The sequence below is a fragment of the Xanthomonas sp. CFBP 8445 genome (genome assembly GCF_025666235.1).
GTDB classification, from domain to species: domain Bacteria; phylum Pseudomonadota; class Gammaproteobacteria; order Xanthomonadales; family Xanthomonadaceae; genus Xanthomonas_A; species Xanthomonas_A indica.
Genome location: NZ_CP102594.1, coordinates 1,810,179 through 1,827,314, shown reverse-complemented (window position 1 = coordinate 1,827,314; position 17,136 = coordinate 1,810,179). Strand labels below are relative to the sequence as shown.

The window sequence follows — 17,136 nt, the reverse complement described above, 5'->3', positions numbered from 1 at the left end:
CAGCGAAGCCGCTCGCGCAGGCAACGCACGGCACTGTGCGATTCCGCCAGTGCGCGCCGGTCGGTTAGGCTTGCGCCCCCCGCCTGCGGAATCGCCCCATGCCCGTCCCCTACCGCGTTGGCCTCGCCGCCAGCCTCCTGCTCGGCAGCCCCCTCGCCCAGGCCGCCGCCTTGCCCGCCGACGTGCTGCACCAGCTGCCGGCCGGCTACCAGCCGCTGGCGCAGTTGCAGGCCGACCTCGATGGCGACGGCCGTGCCGACTACCTGCTCGCGCTGCAGCAGCGCGGCGAGGCGCAACGCGATCCGGCACCGGCACGGCCGCTGCTGATCTTCGTGCAGCAGGCCGACGGCCGCTATCGGCTGGCGGCGCGCAACGACCGGGTGATCCTCAAGCGCGACGAGGGCGGCCAGTGCGACCCGTTCACCGATGGCGACGATCCGTTCGCCGCCAAGGGCCGCTACTTCACCGTGCAGAACGGGGTCTCCTGCGGCCAGCACTGGACCGACTTCATCACCTTCCGCTACGACCCGCAGCGCAAGCAGTGGCTGTTCCACAAGCGCATCCAGCAGCGCTGGGAACTGAACCCGAATCCCTCGCCCGACGCAGACGCCCTGGTCAAGGACGGCGACCAGGTGCAGGCGGCCGACCCGCGGCATCCGGTCGATTTCGCCGATTACGTTCCGCGCTGAGCGGCACGCCGCGCTGGGTAGCGCGCGCCTGGCACTGATGCGCGCTCGCTGACACACGCACGCCGCGCCCGTGCAGTGCCGCGTCCGAATGCGGCCAGCGCGTTGCCGCGGCGACCGGCACGCTGCGCGCTCCATCCGTTCCTGGAGCGCCCATGTCCAGCTTCCGTTGCGTCGGCCTGCCGGCCGCACCGTTCGCCGCCCTGTTCGACCTCGACGATGCGCAACTGCAGGCGCGCCATGCGCAGCGCGTCCGCGCCGACAGCGCGCTCGGCTATCCCTGCCGGGTCAGCCTGGAGGACGCACGGCCCGGCGAGGAACTGCTGTTGCTGCACTACCTGCACCAGCCCGCGCAGACCCCGTACCGCGCCGCCGGACCCATCTACGTGCGCCGCCACGTCGCCACCGCCGCACCGGCGCCGGGCGACGTGCCCGATGCGATCGTCCGCCGCCTGATCTCGCTGCGCGGCTACGACGCCGGCGACATGCTGATCGCCGCCGACGTGCAGCCGGGCGAGCGCATCGCCACCGCGATCGCCTGCGCCTTCGCCGACCCGCAGGTGCGCTACCTGCATCTGCATCATGCGCGGCAAGGCTGTTTTGCGTGCCGGGTGGAGAGAGAGCCGGGATTGGGCAGTCGGGATTGGGGATGAGTGGCGGCGCCGCGACCTGGAGCACCGCTGTCTTCGTAGGAGCGGCTTCAGCCGCGACAGGCATTCCCGGCAAAGCCCGTCGCGGCTGAAGCCGCTCCTACGACATCCGCAGCCGCAGCCCCGCTTTTCACCAATCCCGAATCCCCAATCCCCAATCCCCGCTCCGGGCTACTCCCCCAGCTTGATCCACGTCGCCTTCATCTCCGTGTACTTGTCGAAGGCATGCAGCGACTTGTCGCGGCCGTTGCCCGATTGCTTGTAGCCGCCGAACGGGGCGGTCATGTCGCCGCCGCCCCAATAGTTCACCCACACGCTGCCGGCGCGCAGCTTGCGCGCCACGCGGTGCGCGCGGCCGATGTCGCGGGTCCACACGCCGGCGGCCAGGCCATACTCGCTGTCGTTGGCCATGCGCAGGGCGTGCGCCTCGTCGTCGAAGGCGATCACCGACAGCACCGGGCCGAAGATCTCCTCGCGGGCGATGGTGTGTTCATGGCCGACCTCGTCGAAGATGGTCGGCTCCACGTAGCAGCCGCCGGGCACCACCTCCACGCGCTTGCCGCCGAGCAACAGACGCGCGCCTTCGGCGTTGCCGCGGGCGATGTAGTCGAGCACGCGGTGGGTCTGGGTCTCGTCCACCAGCGCGCCCATGGCCGCGTCGTCGTCGAACGGATGCCGCGGCTGTAGCGCACGCCCGGCCGCGACCACGCGTTCGACGAAACTGTCCTTGATCGAGCGCTCCACCAACAGGCGCGAGGCTGCGGTGCAGACTTCGCCCTGGTTGTAGAAGATCGCCGCGGCCGCCGCCTGCGCCGCCTGCTCCAGGTCCGGCGCATCGGCGAATATCAGGTTCGGGCTCTTGCCGCCGCACTCCATGTACGCGCGTTTCATGTTCGACAGCCCCGCGCATTGCAGCAGGCGCCGGCCGACCGCGGTGGAGCCGGTGAACACCAGCCCGTCCACGTCCATGTGCAGCGCCAGTGGCTCGCCGGCGCCCTTGCCATAGCCCGGCACCACGTTGAACACGCCGTCGGGAATGCCTGCCTCGGCCACCAGCTCGGCCAGGCGCAGCGCGCTCAGCGGCGATTTTTCCGACGGCTTGAGCACCACCGAGTTGCCCGCGGCCAACGCCGGGGCGATCTTCCACGCCGCCATCAGCAGCGGGAAATTCCACGGCACGATCGCGCCGACCACGCCCAGCGGCTCGCGGGTGATCAGGTCCAGTTCGTCCTGTCCGGTCGGCGCCACTTCGCCGTACAGCTTGTCCACCGCTTCGGCGGTCCAGGACAGGCAGCGCACCGTCGCCGCCAGATCGACCCGGCGTGCATCGCGCACCGGCTTGCCCATGTCCAGCGATTCCAGCAGCGCCAGTTCGTCGGCGTGGCGTTCGACCAACTGCGCCAGCGCCAGCAGGGTCTTCTTGCGCTGCGCCGGCTTGGCCTGCGACCAGTGACCGGCCTCGAAGCTGCGCCGTGCCGCGGCGACCGCACGGTCGATGTCCTCGGCCTCGCCTTCGGCCACGTGGCCGAGCAGGCGGCCGTCGATCGGGCTGAGGCAGTCGAAGGTCTTGCCGCTGGCGGCATCGACGTAGCGGCCGTCGATGAAGGCCTGGGTCCGCGGACGCAGCGTGTCGGCCATCGCCTGCCAGGCGTCGCGGGTGCGGGGTGCGGTCATCGGGAACTCCTGCTGCGGCGGAAGGATCGGAACGGCGCGGCGGCCTGGCGGCTGCGGCGCGGAGGGGCGCCGGGCGCTCTCAGAACGTGGCCGGCGTATTGGCGCTGACCAGCACTGCGGTCTCGCTGCCGACGTTGCGGAACCGGTGCGGCACCCGGCTCTCGAAATAGTAGCCCTCGCCGGCGCGCAGCACCCGCACCTGGCTGCCGACGGTGATCTCCACCTCGCCGGCCACCACCACCCCGCCCTCTTCGCCGTCGTGCACCAGCATCGCGCTGCCGGTGTCGCTGCCGGGCGGCATCACCTCGCGCAGGATGCACATCTGCCGCTGCGGGCGATGCTGGCCGACCAGGTAGTAGTGGATGCCGTCGCTGCCGACATCGGGCAGTTCGTCGGCGCGATAGAACGGCGCATCGGCCGCGCCGGCGTCCAGGTCCTGGGTGAAGAATTCGGCCAGCGAGATTGGGATGCCATCCAGCACCTTCTTCAGCGAACTCACCGAGGGGCTGACCTTGTTCTGCTCGATCAGCGAGATGGTGCTGTTGGTCACGCCCACCCGCTTGGCCAACTCACGCTGGCTCAGGCCGTGGGCGGTGCGAACCCGGTGCAGGCGGGCGCCGATATCCATCGCAGGGAACGCCGGTGGCGGTGTTGCCGGATACTTTACACACCCGCCCCAGCCGGTCAATTTCCTGCGCCACGCCTGTGCTGCGACGCAACCAGGAAAAGCCCGTCCAATGCGTGCGGACGGCGCTACGCCGGGTCACACCCGGCGCCACGGCATGGTGTAAAGTTTTTTCAACATCCCTCGCGTGGAGCCTGCGATGCGCCCCCAGCCGCCCCTCTCGTCCCAGGCGCTGTCCGACCACTACGCCGCGCAGGCCACACGCGAACCGGACACGCTGGATGCGTTCTGGATGCCGTTCACCGCCAACCGCCAGTTCAAGGCGCGGCCGCGGCTGCTGGCCTCGGCCGAGGGCATGCATTACCGCAGCGTGGACGGGCGCCAGATCCTCGACGGCACTGCCGGCCTGTGGTGCTGCAACGCCGGCCATGCGCGACCGCGCATCGTCGAGGCGGTGGCGCGGCAGATCGCCACGCTGGATTTCGCTCCCACCTTCCAGATGGGTTCGCCGCTGCCGTTCGTCCTTGCCGAGCGGCTGGTGGAACTGGCGCCGCCGGGCCTGGACCACGTGTTCTACACCAACTCCGGCTCCGAGTCGGTGGACACCGCGCTGAAGATCGCGCTGGCCTACCACCGTGCCCGCGGCGAGGGCCAGCGCACCCGCTTCATCGGCCGCGAGAAGGGCTACCACGGCGTCGGCTTCGGCGGCATCTCGGTAGGCGGACTGCCGAACAACCGCAAGGCGTTCGGCCCGCTGCTGCCCGGCGTGGACCATCTGCGGCACACCCTCGACCTGGAGCGCAATGCGTTCTCGCGCGGCCTGCCGACGCATGGCGCGGAACTGGCCGAGGATCTGGAGCGGCTGGTGACGCTGCACGATGCCTCCACCATCGCCGCGGTGATCATCGAACCGATCTCCGGCTCGGCCGGCGTGGTGCTGCCGCCGCACGGCTACCTGCAGCGCATCCGCGAACTGTGCGACAAGCACGGCATCCTGCTGATCTTCGACGAGGTCATCACCGGCTACGGCCGCGTCGGCCACGCCTTCGCCGCGCAGCGCTTCGGGGTGACCCCGGACATGATCACCACCGCCAAGGGCCTGACCAACGGCTGCGTGCCGATGGGCGCGGTGTTCGTCTCCAACGCCATCCACGAAGCGTTCGCGCATGGCCCGGCCCACGTCATCGACCTGTTCCACGGCTATACCTACTCCGGCCATCCGCTGGCCTGCGCCGCCGCGCTGGCGACGCTGGACACCTACGCCGAGGAGCAGTTGTTCGACAAGGCGATCGAGCTGGGCCCGGTGTGGGAGGAGGCGATCCATCGGCTGCGCGATCTGCCGCACGTCGTCGACATCCGCAACTTCGGCCTGATCGGCGCGATCGAACTGGCCCCGCGCAAGGGCGCGCCCGGCGCGCGCGCCTACGAGATCTTCGAGCGCTGCTTCCACGAGGGCAACCTGCTGATCCGCGTCACCGGCGACACCATCGCGCTGTCGCCGCCGCTGATCGTCGAGCCCGTGCACATCGAACGCATCTTCGCGGTGCTGGCGGACATGATCCGCAGCACGCCCTGACCCCTCCCTCGCCCAACCCACCGCCCGCGCTCCCCACGCGCCGCGTCTGCCTGGAGAACCGCTCATGCTGGTCGGCGTTCCGAAAGAGATCAAGAACCACGAGTACCGGATCGGGCTGACCCCGTCGGGAGTCCGCGAACTGGTGCTGCACGGCCACCAGGTGCTGGTGCAGCGCGGCGGTGGCCAGGCCATCGGCCTCACCGATGCCGAGTACGAACGCGCCGGCGCGCGCATCGCCGAGGATGCGGCGAGCGTGTTCGCGCAGGCCGAGATGATCGTCAAGGTCAAGGAACCGCAGCCGGAGGAATGCGCGATGCTGCGCCCCGGGCAACTGCTGTTCACCTATCTGCACCTGGCGCCGGATCCGCAACAGGCCGCGGCGCTGCAGCGCTCCGGCTGCACCGCCATCGCCTATGAAACCGTCACCGACGGCCACGGCGGCCTGCCGCTGCTGGCGCCGATGAGCGAGGTCGCCGGGCGCATGGCGATCCAGGCCGGCGCGCATGCGCTGGAGAAGGCGCAGGGCGGCTCCGGCGTGCTGCTCGGCGGCGTGCCCGGGGTCACCCCGGCGCAGGTGCTGGTGATCGGCGGCGGCGTGGTCGGCATCAACGCCGCACGCATGGCGATGGGCCTGCACGCGCGCGTGACCGTGCTGGACCGCTCGCTGGAGCGGCTCAAGTACCTGGACGAACTCTATGGCCAGCAGTTGACCACGCTGTACTCCACCCGCGCTGCGATCGAGCAGTGCCTGCCGCACACCGACCTGGTGATCGGCGCGGTGCTGATCCCCGGCGCGGCCGCGCCCAAGTTGGTGTCGCGCGCACAACTGGCGCTGCTGCGACCCGGCTCGGTGCTGGTGGACGTGGCCATCGACCAGGGCGGCTGCTTCGAGACCAGCCACCCGACCACCCACCAGCAACCCACCTACGAGGTCGACGGCATCGTCCATTACTGCGTGGCCAACATGCCCGGCGGCGTGGCCCGCACCTCCACCTTCGCCCTGACCAACGCCACCCTGCCGTTCGTGCTGCTGCTGGCCGAACACGGCCTGCAGGCGCTGCGCGACGACCAGGACCTGCGCAACGGCCTCAACGTGCACGCCGGCAAGCTCACCCACCGCGCGGTGGCGCAGGCGCTGGGCCAGGACTTCGTGCGGCCGCTGGACGCGCTGGGCTGACGGTTGCCTGTGAGGCCGGTAAGCCGGGAATGGAGAATCGGGAATAGGGAATCGAAAAGGCACTGCAGCGCGCGCATTGGGCAATCCGTCAGCCGCATCGCTTGCTGTTGCTGTTGCTGTTGCTGTTGCTGTTGCTGTTGCTTTTGCTGTTGCCATTCCCGGCTCCCGATTCCCGATTCCCGATTCCCGATTCCTGGCACACGCCCCACGACCCGCCGCAACGCAGCACGCGCCAGCCGAGGCCGGGTGTAGCCTTGCGCCACCCCGGCGCCCGGTCGGGGTCCATTGCCGCCACAGGAGCCGCTTCATGATCAAGGTCAGCGTGATGTATCCGTACACGCCAGGCGCCCGTTTCGACCATGCCTACTACCGCGACACGCACATGCCGCTGGTGCAGGCACGCATGGGCGCCGCCTGCCTCCGCTACACGGTGGACAAGGGCCTGTCCGGCGGCACCCCCGGCAGCGATCCGATTTACGTCGGCATGTGCCACATCTTCAGCGAGTCGGTAGAGGCCTTCCAGGCCGGCTTCGGCCCGCACGCGGAGGAGATCCTCGGCGACATCAAGAACTACACCGACCTGACGCCGATGATGCAGATTAGTGAGGTGGTGGTGGGATAAGGCTCGCTGCGCGAGCCGGGATTGGGGATTCGGGAGTAGGGATCCGGACAGCGCGCGGCAGCGTCGGATAGGCAGCTCGACGCTCTTGCGAATCCCCAATCCCCAATCCCCAATCCCTGCCCTCTACAATGCCGCCCCCCGAGCCACGCCGTGCTGCCCCGTTGATGAACATCGTTGTCAAAGAAGACCTCAAGGCCTATATCGATCCGCTGACTCCCGACGAGTACGCCGCGCTGGAACGCAGCCTGCTGGCCGAGGGCTGTCGCGACGCGCTGGTGCTGTGGGGCGACATCCTGGTCGATGGACACAACCGCTACGGCATCTGCCAGAAGCACGGGTTGCCGTTCCAGACCGTGCAGAACACCCGCTTCCAGTCGCTGCAGGACGTGCACCTGTGGATGATCGACCAGCACCTGGGCCGGCGCAGCGTCTCCGATTTCCAGCGCGGCGTGCTGGCGCTGCGCAAGCGCGAGATCCTCGCCGAGCGGCGTGCCAGTGCGGCCGCCGCGGACGCACCCGCGGCCGACGCCGCCGACGCGGATGCTGCCGCCGAGGCGGCGAGCGACGCCGATACGCCGCCCTGGGCCGACGCGCCCGCGCCGTTGAGCCGCGCCGACCTGGCGCGCGTGGCGCGGCTCAGCAACAGCCAGGTGGTGCAGATCGAGAAGATCCAGAAGCAGGCCGCCGCCGAAGTGGTGGAAGCGGTCAAGTCCGGTGCGATCTCGATCAATGCCGCCGCCGCGGTGGCCAGCCTGCCCGAGGAGGAACAGCGCGCCGCGGCGATGGCCGGCAAGGACGAACTGAAGCAGGCCGCCAAGCGCGCCCGCGAGTCCAAGCGCAAGCCCAAACCGGCGCCGCCGGCCGCGTCCGAAGACGCGGCTCCGGCAGCGGACGCCGACGGCGACGCGACGCTGGCATTGCGCCAGCGCGTGGCCGACCTCGAAGCCGAGAACCAGGCGCTGCGCGAGGAAGTGGCGGCGCTGCGCGCGCAGTTGCCGGGCTGATCCGCGCGCACGCGCATCTGGCGTCCCTGCCGGAGACCGCGGCCGCCGTCCATGCAGCCGCGCTCACCGCGCACTGCGTAGACTCGTCCGCATGAGCGTGTCTTCCGGCCCCACCCTGCCCCCCGATCCGCGCCGCGCGCAATTGCGGCGCATGAAGCTGCTGGCGGCGCTGTTGCTGCTGGCGATGCTGTGCGGCTTCCTGCTCAGCCATGCCATGGGCCTGCACGGCGTGTGGGCCTGGGTCGGCGCATTCTGCGAAGCGGCCACGGTCGGCGCGCTGGCCGACTGGTTCGCGGTGGTGGCGCTGTTCCGGCATCCGCTGGGACTGCCGATTCCGCACACCGCGATCATCCCGCACGGCAAGGCGCGCATCGCCGACAGCCTGGCGGTGTTCGTGCGCGACCAGTTCCTGGAACCGGGCGCGCTGCTGGCCAAGCTCAACGCCTTCGACCCCGCGGCGCGGCTGGGCCAGTGGCTGGCCGAACCGGCGCAGTCGGCGCGGCTGGCCGACCTGGCCCGCGGCTGGGCGCTGCAGGCGCTGGACCTGCTGGACGAGGCCGCGGTGCGGCGCCGCATCCACGGCTTCGTGGTGGCGCGGCTGCGCGACTGGGACGCCGCGGCCACCGCCGGCGACATCCTCGGCCTGCTCACCGCCGATGGCCGCCACCAGGCGCTGCTCGACGAAGCGCTGACCCGGCTTGGCCGGCACCTGGACGATGCCGCGGTCAAGCAGCGGGTCTCGGCGATGATCGTCAAGTACGCGCGCCGCGAGTGGCCCAAGCTGGTCGGCACCGTGGAATGGGTGAAGCCGGTCGAGGGCATCGCCGACACCCTCGCCGAGCGGCTGGCGCATGCGCTGCTGGAGGAACTGCAGGACGTGCTGTCGCAGCCGCAGCACCCGCTGCGCCAGGACTACGAGCGCTGGCTCGGCGGCTATGTGCAGCGGCTGCGCGCCGATCCGGCCACCGCCGACAAGGTGCAGGCGCTGAAGCAGCGCCTGATCGAGCACCCCGGCGTGCAGGAGTACGTGCAGGGCCTGTGGGACCAGATCCATGCGGCGCTGCGCGAAGACCTGTCGCGCCAGGACGGCGCGCTGGTGCAGCACCTGCAGCGCGCCCTCGGCGCGCTCGGCCAGTCGCTGGCGCAGGATCCGGCGCTGCGCGAGGCGCTCAACCAGCACCTGCTCGGCGGCGCCGAGCGGCTCACCCAGCGTCTGCGCAGCGGCGTCACCGAGCACATCGCACAGACCGTGAAGGGCTGGGACGAACGCCACCTGGTCGAGCAACTGGAATTGAGCGTGGGCCGCGACCTGCAGTACATCCGCTTCAACGGCACCCTGGTCGGCGGGCTGATCGGGCTGGCGCTGCACGCTGCCGTCACGCTGCTTGGCTGAGCGTGGATGACGAGGATGCAATGCCCCGCTCGCGCGGTTGGCCAGGCGCCGGCCCGCGACGCGATGCAGAAGCACCGTGTCGCGGACCGCTCGCCCGCGACACGCCGTGCCATCCACGCAGCAAGGTGTAGACACGCCTCGGTTCTTTCGCCGGCAGGACTGGCGCGGCCGCACCGCCCGCGCTAGCGTTGTGGCATGGCCTGCGGGACGTTCGCCGTGACTGTGAACGCCATTCCGCAACCAGCCCGAAGGAAGCCGATGCGCGTGCCGAACGCGCGTTCGCCAAAGGAAGGGGGAGCATGTCGAAGAAACGCCGGACATCCGCCGCCGGCCCTGCGCGTCCGGCCCGGCTCGCCGCGCTGGCCGTGCTGGCCGTCGGACTGCTCGCCGCGCTGCTGATCGCGCATGGCGTGCAACAGCGCAACCGCGCACAGGCGCAGGCGCGCTTCCAGCAACTGGCCTCGCACGTGGCCAGCGATCTGCGGCAACGCCTGGACATGTACGAGCATGGCCTGCGCGGCGCGCGTGGGGCGGTGATCGCGGCCGGCGGCGACCGCATCTCTCGCGCGCGCTTCGCCCGCTACAGCGCCTCGCGCGACTATCCGCACGAATTTCCCGGCGTGCGCGGCTTCGGCTACATCCAGCGGGTGCCGCGCACCGACGAGGCCGCGTTCCTGCAGCAGGCCCGCGCCGACGGCGCGCCGTCGTTGCAGATCGGCGAACTGGCCCCGCACGACGGCGACCGTTTCGTCATCGTCTACATCCAGCCGGCACGGTCCAACAACGCCGCCGAAGGTTTCGACATCGCCTCCGAGCCGGCACGGCGCGCGGCGGCCATCGCCGCGGCGCGGTCGGGCGCGCCCACCATCACTGCGCCGATCCGCCTGGTACAGACCCCTGGGCTGGGCAACGGCGGCTTCCTGCTGCTGTTGCCGGTGTACCGCGAGGGCCTGCCGCTGCAGACCCCGGAACAACGCTGGCAGGCCACCAGCGGCTGGGCCTACGCACCGCTGAACATCGCCGAGGTGCTGGCCTCCTCCGACGATCACAGCAACGAGCTGCGCCTGAGCCTGGCCGACAGCCAGAACCCGGCCCAGCCGTTCTACCGCGACGACGCCACGCCGATCCTGGCCGGCGGGCCGGCCGCCGAACGCACCCTCACCGTGTACGGCCGCCAGTGGCGGATCGGGGCGCAGGCCACGCCGGGCTTCGTGCGCTCGCTGGATCAATTCTCCCCGCTGCTGGCCGGCGCCCTGGCCGGCGGCATCGCGCTGCTGCTCGCCGCACTGCTGTACGTGTTCCTGACCAGCCTGCGCCGCCGCGACCTGATCCTCAGCGAGCAGAGCCAACTGGCGGCACTGGTCGCCGGCACCAGCGAGGCGATCGTCGCCGAAGACCTGCACGGCCGGGTGACCCACTGGAACCCCGCGGCCATGCGCATCTTCGGCTATACGCCGGAGCAGGCCATCGGCCAACCGCTGCAGCAGCTGCTGGGCGCGCAGATCCGCGATCCGGCCGGCGGCGGCGGCGACGGCGTTCGCGAACTGCGCCACCGCGACGGCCACATCGTCAGCGTGCTGGCCAGCGTCTCGCCGATCGCCGGCACCGGCGGCGGCACCATCGGCCATTCGCACCTGCTGCACGACGTCACCGAGCAGGTGCGCGCGCAGGCGCGGGTGCTGGAACTCAACGCCACGCTGGAGCAACAGGTGGCCGAGCGCACCAGCGAACTGGTCACCTATTCGGCGCTGCAGCGCGCGATCCTGGCCAATGCCGGCTACGCGATCGTCGCCACCGATCCCGATGGCGTCATCACCCTGTTCAATCCCGCCGCCGAGACCCTGCTCGGCTACGCCGCGCACGAACTGATCGGGCGCAAGGCCACCGGCCTGTTCCTGGATCCGGAACAACTGAGCGCGCGCGCAGAACGCATGGCCGCGCAGTCGGGCATGCCGGTGCAGCCCTCGTTCGAGTCGGTGGCGGCGCTGTCCACGCTGGGGCGCAGCGATACCCGCGAGTGGACCTACCTGAGCAAGGACGGCCATGCCTTCCCGGTGCTGCTCACGCTGAGCACGCTGCGCGACGACGACGAGCGGGTGATCGGCTACCTCGGCATCGCCGTCGACCTGACCGAGCAGAAGCGCCACGAGCGCGAACTGCGCCTGGCGATCGACGCGGCCGAAACCGCCAACCAGTCCAAGAGCGATTTCCTGGCCAACATGAGCCACGAGATCCGCACGCCGATGAACGCGATCCTGGGCATGCTGTACCTGCTGCGGCACAGCGCGCTGTCGCAGGCGGCGCAGGACATGATCCAGAAGATCGAGTTGTCCGCGCGCAACCTGCTGGAGATCATCAACGACATCCTCGACTTCTCCAAGATCGAGTCCGGGCGCATCGACCTGGAATCGGCCCCGTTCGATCTCAACGAGTTGCTGGAGAACATCGCCGCCCTGATGACCTCGGCGACCAGCGCCAAGCCGGTGGAGATGATCGTCGAGCCGCAGCCGCCGGGCTGCCGCTGGCTGCGCGGCGATGCGCTGCGCCTGAACCAGGTGCTGATCAATTTGGTCGGCAACGCCATCAAGTTCACCGAACAGGGCGAGGTGGCGCTGTCGGTGCGCGCCTTCCCCGGCGGGGAACCCGGCAAGCTCAAACTGCTGTTCTCGGTGCGCGACACCGGCATCGGCATCCCGCGCGAGAAGCAGAGCCTGATCTTCTCGCCGTTCCTGCAGGCCGACACCTCCACCAGCCGCCGCTACGGCGGCAGCGGCCTGGGCCTGACCATCAGCCGGCGCCTGGTGGAACTGATGGGCGGGCAACTGGAAGTCCAGAGCGCCCCCGGCCAGGGCAGCGATTTCTACTTCGTCATTCCGTTCGCCGTGGCGCCGGCACCGGCCGCCGACGCCGAACCGGCGCAGGCGCGGCGGGTGCTGATCGCCGACGATCACGACCTGGTGCGACGCAGCCTGACCGACATCGCCAACGGCTTCGGCTGGCAGGTGGAAGCGGTGGCCAGCGGCACCGCCGCGCTGGCCGCGGCCGCGCCGGAACGCGCCGAGTTCGACGTGATCCTGCTGGACTGGCGCATGCCCGACCTGGACGGGCTGAGCGTGGCCCAGCGCATCCGCGCGCAATCGGCGCCGGACCGGCAGCCGATCATCGTCATGGTCACCGCCTACGAGCGGCGCATGATCCAGGAGCAACAGCCCGGCGTGGCCGACGTGGATGCGGTGATGACCAAGCCGGTCACCGCCTCGGCCCTGCAGCGCACCATCGCCATGCTGCTGGCACGTCGCAATGGCGACCTGCCCGCGCCGGCGCCCAGCGACGGCGTCGCGCGCCTGGCCGGGGCGCGCTTGCTGGTGGTCGACGACAGCGACATCAACCGCGAGGTCGCGCAGCGCATCCTCGAAGGCGAAGGCGCGCTGGTCGACCTGGCGCAGGACGGGGCCCAGGCGCTGCAGCGGCTACGCCGCGATCCCGGTCGCTTCCACGTGGTGCTGATGGACGTGCAGATGCCGACCATGGACGGCTACGAAGCCACCCGTCAACTGCGCGCCGATCCGCAGCTGGCCGCCGTGCCGGTGATCGCCCTCACCGCCGGCGCCTATCGCCAGCAACAAGAGATGGCGCTGTCCAGCGGCATGAACGACTTCATCGCCAAACCCTTTCAGGTCGAGGACCTGATCGCGATCATCCGCCGGTTCCTGCCGCCGAACCTGGCCGCGCTGCCGCTGCTGCCGCTCGCATCGCCAGCGTCGGGGCTGCCGACGGACGACTGGCCGGTCAGCGACCCGGCGTTGCTCGATACCGTCCAGGCGCAGCGGCTGTGGGGCGAGCGCGATCCGTATCGACGCTATCTGCTGAAGCTGTTGCAGGAGTATCCCGACCCGGCGGCCAGCGTCCGCGCCCTGCTGGACGCGCAACGGCCGGCCGAGGCGCTCTCCCTGGCGCACAAGTTGCGCGGTTCGGCCGGATCGCTGGCATTGCCGGCGCTGAGCGTCGCCAGCGCCGCGCTCGAAGAACGCTTGAGCACCGCGCCGACGCAGGCCGAAGCCGCCATCGCCGCACTGGCCGCGGCGATGGCCGACACCGCCGCCGAAGTGCTGCGCTTCGCCGACGCCACCCCGGGCACGACGGGACCGGCGGCCGCAGCCGACACCGTGGTGGACCCGGCAACGCTGCAGGCGTCCTGGTATCAGGTGCTGCAGGTGCTGGACAGCGACGATCCGGACCGCATCGACCACACGCTGCGGCAACTGGCCGCAGTCCTGCCGCCGGCGCAAACCGCCGAGCTGCAGCAGTTGCTGGAGAATTTTTCCTTCCGCGAGGCCGAGGCCAAGGTCAGGCAATGGCTGGCCGATGCACACGATTGAGCGCGCGTAACGAGACACCACCATGACCCAGCCGTGCATTCTCTGTGTCGACGACGAACCCAGCAACCTGGCGCTGATCCGGCAGCTGCTGCGCGAGGACTACGCGCTGGTGTTCGCCAAGAACGGCGCCGAAGCGCTGCGCGGGGTGGCCAAGCACCGCCCGGCGCTGATCCTGCTGGACGTGGACCTGCCCGACGTCGACGGCTACACCCTGGCCCGCACGCTCAAGGAAGATGCGCGCAGTGCGGCGATCCCGATCATCTTCGTCACCGGCAAGGACAAGGACGCCGACGAGAGCATCGGCTTCGACGCTGGCGGCGTCGACTACATCACCAAGCCGTACTCGCCGAGCATCCTGCGCGCGCGGGTGCGCACCCACCTGTCGCTGGTCAGCGCCGCCAGCCTCGCCGACAGCCACCGCGCCGCGATCGAGATGCTGGGCATGGCCGGCCACTACAGCGACTCGGACACCGGCACCCACATCTGGCGCATGGCCGCCTACGCCCGTGCGCTGGCCCTGGCCGCCGGCTGGTCGCGCGAGGACGCCGACCTGCTGGAACAGGCCGCGCCGATGCACGACACCGGCAAGATCGGCATCCCCGACGCGGTGCTGAAGAAGCCCGGGCCGCTGGACGCGGACGAGTGGCAGGTGATGAAGCGGCACCCGCGGATCGGCTACGACATCCTCAGCCGCAGCAGCGCGCCGCTGTTCCGTCTCGCCGCCGAGGTGTCCCTGTACCACCACGAGCACTGGGACGGCGGCGGCTACCCGGCCGGCCTGTCCGGCACGCAGATTCCCGAATCGGCGCGGATCGTGGCGCTGGCCGACGTGTTCGACGCCCTCACCTCGCCGCGCCCGTACAAGGACGCATGGCCGCTGGATCAGGCGTTGGCGCTGTTCCGCGACAAGTCCGGCAGCCAGTTCGAGCCGCGCCTGGTGCAGTTGTTCGAGGCGATCCTGCCGCAGATCCTGCAGATCCAGGCGTACTGGAACGAACGCGAAGCGGAGGAAGAGCCGCCGCAACGCGGCAAGGCGCAGGCCACCCTGCGGCACCGCGGCAACTGAGCCACGGCGCATCCCGTAGGAGCGGCTTCAGCCGCGACGGCGTTACCCGTAACGCCTGTCGCGGCTGAAGCCGCTCCTACGAGGCACCGGCGGCGCGCGCTCAGCGCCGCTGCAAGCGCCAGGCGCGATGGATACGCGGGTTGCGCTCGAAATCCGGATCGATGGTCTGCGCGCTGATCTCCTCGCAGACCGCGAACTCGGCCAGCGCGTTCTCGTCCAGCTTGAAGCGGCGGAAATTGTTGGAGAAGTACAGCACGCCGTCGGGCATCAACCGCGCCACCGCCGCGCGCAACAGCCGCACGTGCTCGCGCTGGATGTCGAAATCCTCGGCGCGCGCGGAATTGGAGAAGGTCGGCGGGTCGCAGAAGATCACGTCGTAGCGGTTCTTCTCCGCCTCCAGCCAGCTCAGCGCGTCGGCCTGCACCAGCCGGTGCTGGGCGCCGCCCTTGCCGTTGAACGCCAGGTTGTCGGCGCACCACTGCAGGTAGGTGCTGGACAGATCCACGCTGGTGGTGGAATCGGCGCCGGCCACCGCCGCCTGCACGCTGGCCACGCCGGTGTAGCAGAACAGGTTGAGGAAGCGCTTGCCGCGCGCCTGCTGCGCCATCGTCCCGCGCAGCGGGCGGTGGTCGAGGAACAGCCCGGTATCCAGGTAGTCGAACAGGTTCACCCGCAGCAGCGCCTCGTGCTCGCGCACCACCAGGAACTCGCCGCGCTGCTCGAAACGGCCGTACTTGCTGCCGCCCTTGCCGCGTTCGCGGGTCTTCAGCGCCACTTGTTCGGCGGGCACCGCGAATACTTCGCGCGCGGCCGCCAGCAGTTCGTTGCGGCGGCGGCGCACGTCCGCATCGGGAATGCTGTCCGGCGCCGCGTATTCCTGCACGTGTAGGAAGGTGCGCGCCTGGCCGCCGTCTTCCTGGTACACGTCGATCGCCGCCGCGTATTCGGGCAGGTCGGCGTCGTAGGCGCGGTAGCAGCTGACCCGCTCGCGCGCGCGCCAGCTCTTGAACTTGCGCAGGTTCTTGCGCAGGCGGTTGGCAACCATCTGCGCGCCGTCGCTGAGCGCGCGCGGTTCCTCGCTGGCGCCGGCCCGCGGCGCGACCGCGATCGGGTCGCAGACGATCAACGGGCACTCCAGCGCGCCGTTGAACATCTGGTACTTCTTGGCCGCGCGCAGGCCGGTGGCATAGGCCAGTTCGTCGCTGCCGCACAGCAGACTGGCGCGCCATTGCGGCACCGCCCGCTTGAGCGCATCGCCCAGGCGCCGATACAGCGCCGCGTCGGCGGCCAGGCGCTCGTCGTAGGGCGGATTGCACACCACCGTGCCCAGCGCCTGCGCCGGCGCAGGCAACGCAGCGACATCGTGCACGGCGAAGGCGATCGCCTCGGCCACGCCGGCGGCCAGCGCGTTCTCGCGCGCCGCGCGCAGCGCATGCGGGTCGATGTCGCTGCCGTACAGGACCGGGCGCAATGCGGCGCGACCGGTTTCGGCACGCTGCCGCGCCTCGGCCAGCAGCGCACGCCAGGCCGCCAGATCGAACCCCAGCCAGCGGCTCGGCGCGGCATCGGCATCGGTGTCGCCGCGCTGCTGCGCCGCCAGTTCGCCGCGCAGCAGGCCCGGCGCCACCTCGGCGGCCATCAGTGCGCCTTCGATCAGCAGCGTACCGCTGCCGCACATCGGATCCAGCAACCCGCCGCCTTGCGCATACAGCGCCGGCCATTGCCCGCGCAGCAACACCGCCGCGGCAAGGTTCTCCTTCAGCGGCGCCTCGTTCTGCGCCTGGCGCCAGCCGCGCCGGTGCAGCGAGCCGCCGCCCAGGTCCACCGACAGCGTGGCGCGGCCCTTGCGCAGCGACAGGTTCAGGCGCAGGTCCGGGTGTTCCACGTCCACCGACGGCCGCTCCAGGCCCTCGCCGCGCAGCGTGTCCACCACCGCATCCTTGACCCGCTGCGCGGCGAAGCGCGCATGGGTGATGCCGGTGCCGGACACATGCGCGTCCACCGCCAGGGTGTGCTGCGGCGCCAGATGGCTGCGCCACGGCAGCGCGGCCACGCCGGCGTACAGCGCCGCCTCGTCGGGGCAGTCGAAGGACTGCAACGGCCACAGCACGCGGCTGGCCAGGCGCGACCACAGCACCGCACGTTGCGCGTCCTGCAGGCTGCCTTCGGCATTGGCGCCGGCGACGGTGGCGGTGGCCTGGGCTACGCCGAGCGCGAGCAGCTCATCGACGAGCAGGTATTCCAGGCCCTTGGCGCAGGAGACGAAGAATTTCACGGAAGGCGG

At 70.5% G+C, this 17,136-nt stretch carries 12 protein-coding genes; 9 read left to right on the top strand and 3 right to left on the bottom strand.

What is annotated here, in order from left to right; translation table 11 throughout:
• The first annotated feature begins 98 nt into the window (after positions 1-98).
• Positions 99-689, top strand: a complete 591-nt coding sequence (locus NUG21_RS07700) for a hypothetical protein (RefSeq protein ID WP_160945872.1) — start codon at positions 99-101, stop codon at positions 687-689.
• 152 nt (positions 690-841) lie between these two features.
• Complete coding sequence (locus NUG21_RS07695) at positions 842-1,339, top strand: DUF1203 domain-containing protein (protein WP_160945871.1); 498 nt, start codon at positions 842-844, stop codon at positions 1,337-1,339.
• A gap of 168 nt (positions 1,340-1,507) precedes the next feature.
• On the opposite strand, the gene NUG21_RS07690 is transcribed toward NUG21_RS07695, so the two are convergent.
• Complete coding sequence (locus NUG21_RS07690; protein ID WP_263392725.1) at positions 1,508-3,010, bottom strand: aldehyde dehydrogenase; 1,503 nt, start codon at positions 3,008-3,010, stop codon at positions 1,508-1,510.
• A gap of 79 nt (positions 3,011-3,089) precedes the next feature.
• Positions 3,090-3,638 (bottom strand): type II toxin-antitoxin system RelB family anti-toxin, encoded by a 549-nt coding sequence (locus NUG21_RS07685; protein ID WP_019796740.1) that lies wholly within the window; start codon positions 3,636-3,638, stop codon positions 3,090-3,092.
• A 196-nt stretch (positions 3,639-3,834) separates the two neighbouring features.
• Here NUG21_RS07685 and NUG21_RS07680 point away from each other — a divergent pair, with 196 nt between their 5' ends.
• From NUG21_RS07680 to NUG21_RS07650, 7 genes are all read left to right on the top strand, one after another.
• The gene (locus NUG21_RS07680; protein WP_263392724.1) at positions 3,835-5,211 is read left to right on the top strand and encodes an omega-aminotransferase AptA; all 1,377 of its coding nucleotides are present in this window, start codon (positions 3,835-3,837) and stop codon (positions 5,209-5,211) included.
• A 64-nt stretch (positions 5,212-5,275) separates the two neighbouring features.
• Positions 5,276-6,388, top strand: coding sequence for an alanine dehydrogenase (gene ald, locus NUG21_RS07675; RefSeq protein ID WP_160945867.1), 1,113 nt, complete (start codon positions 5,276-5,278; stop codon positions 6,386-6,388).
• 307 nt (positions 6,389-6,695) lie between these two features.
• A complete protein-coding gene (locus NUG21_RS07670) occupies positions 6,696-7,010 on the top strand; it encodes an EthD family reductase (RefSeq protein WP_019797380.1) in 315 nt (104 codons plus the stop codon).
• A gap of 164 nt (positions 7,011-7,174) precedes the next feature.
• Entirely contained in the window at positions 7,175-8,014 is an 840-nt protein-coding gene (locus NUG21_RS07665) for a ParB N-terminal domain-containing protein (protein ID WP_263392723.1), read from the top strand.
• Between the two features lie 151 nt (positions 8,015-8,165).
• Positions 8,166-9,407 carry a DUF445 domain-containing protein gene (locus NUG21_RS07660; RefSeq protein ID WP_160946056.1) on the top strand — a complete coding sequence of 414 codons (1,242 nt, stop codon included), beginning with the start codon at positions 8,166-8,168 and terminating at the stop codon, positions 9,405-9,407.
• A 299-nt stretch (positions 9,408-9,706) separates the two neighbouring features.
• Positions 9,707-13,786: a CHASE domain-containing hybrid sensor histidine kinase/response regulator gene (locus tag NUG21_RS07655; RefSeq protein ID WP_263392722.1), complete on the top strand. Its 4,080-nt coding sequence runs from the start codon at positions 9,707-9,709 to the stop codon at positions 13,784-13,786.
• A gap of 22 nt (positions 13,787-13,808) precedes the next feature.
• Entirely contained in the window at positions 13,809-14,852 is a 1,044-nt protein-coding gene (locus NUG21_RS07650) for a response regulator (protein ID WP_242080886.1), read from the top strand.
• A 100-nt stretch (positions 14,853-14,952) separates the two neighbouring features.
• Here the strand turns inward: NUG21_RS07650 and rlmKL are convergent, their stop codons facing one another.
• Positions 14,953-17,127: a bifunctional 23S rRNA (guanine(2069)-N(7))-methyltransferase RlmK/23S rRNA (guanine(2445)-N(2))-methyltransferase RlmL gene (rlmKL, locus tag NUG21_RS07645; protein WP_263392721.1), complete on the bottom strand. Its 2,175-nt coding sequence runs from the start codon at positions 17,125-17,127 to the stop codon at positions 14,953-14,955.
• Positions 17,128-17,136 lie beyond the last annotated feature (9 nt).

Coding starts and splice junctions, on each gene's coding strand:
- NUG21_RS07695 (WP_160945871.1), top strand. CDS start 842: ATGTCCAGCTTCCGTTGCGTCGGCCTGCCGGCCGCACCGTTCGCCGCC.
- NUG21_RS07665 (WP_263392723.1), top strand. CDS start 7,175: ATGAACATCGTTGTCAAAGAAGACCTCAAGGCCTATATCGATCCGCTG.
- NUG21_RS07655 (WP_263392722.1), top strand. CDS start 9,707: ATGTCGAAGAAACGCCGGACATCCGCCGCCGGCCCTGCGCGTCCGGCC.
- NUG21_RS07690 (WP_263392725.1), bottom strand. CDS start 3,010: ATGACCGCACCCCGCACCCGCGACGCCTGGCAGGCGATGGCCGACACG.
- NUG21_RS07670 (WP_019797380.1), top strand. CDS start 6,696: ATGATCAAGGTCAGCGTGATGTATCCGTACACGCCAGGCGCCCGTTTC.
- NUG21_RS07680 (WP_263392724.1), top strand. CDS start 3,835: ATGCGCCCCCAGCCGCCCCTCTCGTCCCAGGCGCTGTCCGACCACTAC.
- NUG21_RS07700 (WP_160945872.1), top strand. CDS start 99: ATGCCCGTCCCCTACCGCGTTGGCCTCGCCGCCAGCCTCCTGCTCGGC.
- ald (WP_160945867.1), top strand. CDS start 5,276: ATGCTGGTCGGCGTTCCGAAAGAGATCAAGAACCACGAGTACCGGATC.
- NUG21_RS07685 (WP_019796740.1), bottom strand. CDS start 3,638: ATGGATATCGGCGCCCGCCTGCACCGGGTTCGCACCGCCCACGGCCTG.
- NUG21_RS07660 (WP_160946056.1), top strand. CDS start 8,166: ATGAAGCTGCTGGCGGCGCTGTTGCTGCTGGCGATGCTGTGCGGCTTC.
- NUG21_RS07650 (WP_242080886.1), top strand. CDS start 13,809: ATGACCCAGCCGTGCATTCTCTGTGTCGACGACGAACCCAGCAACCTG.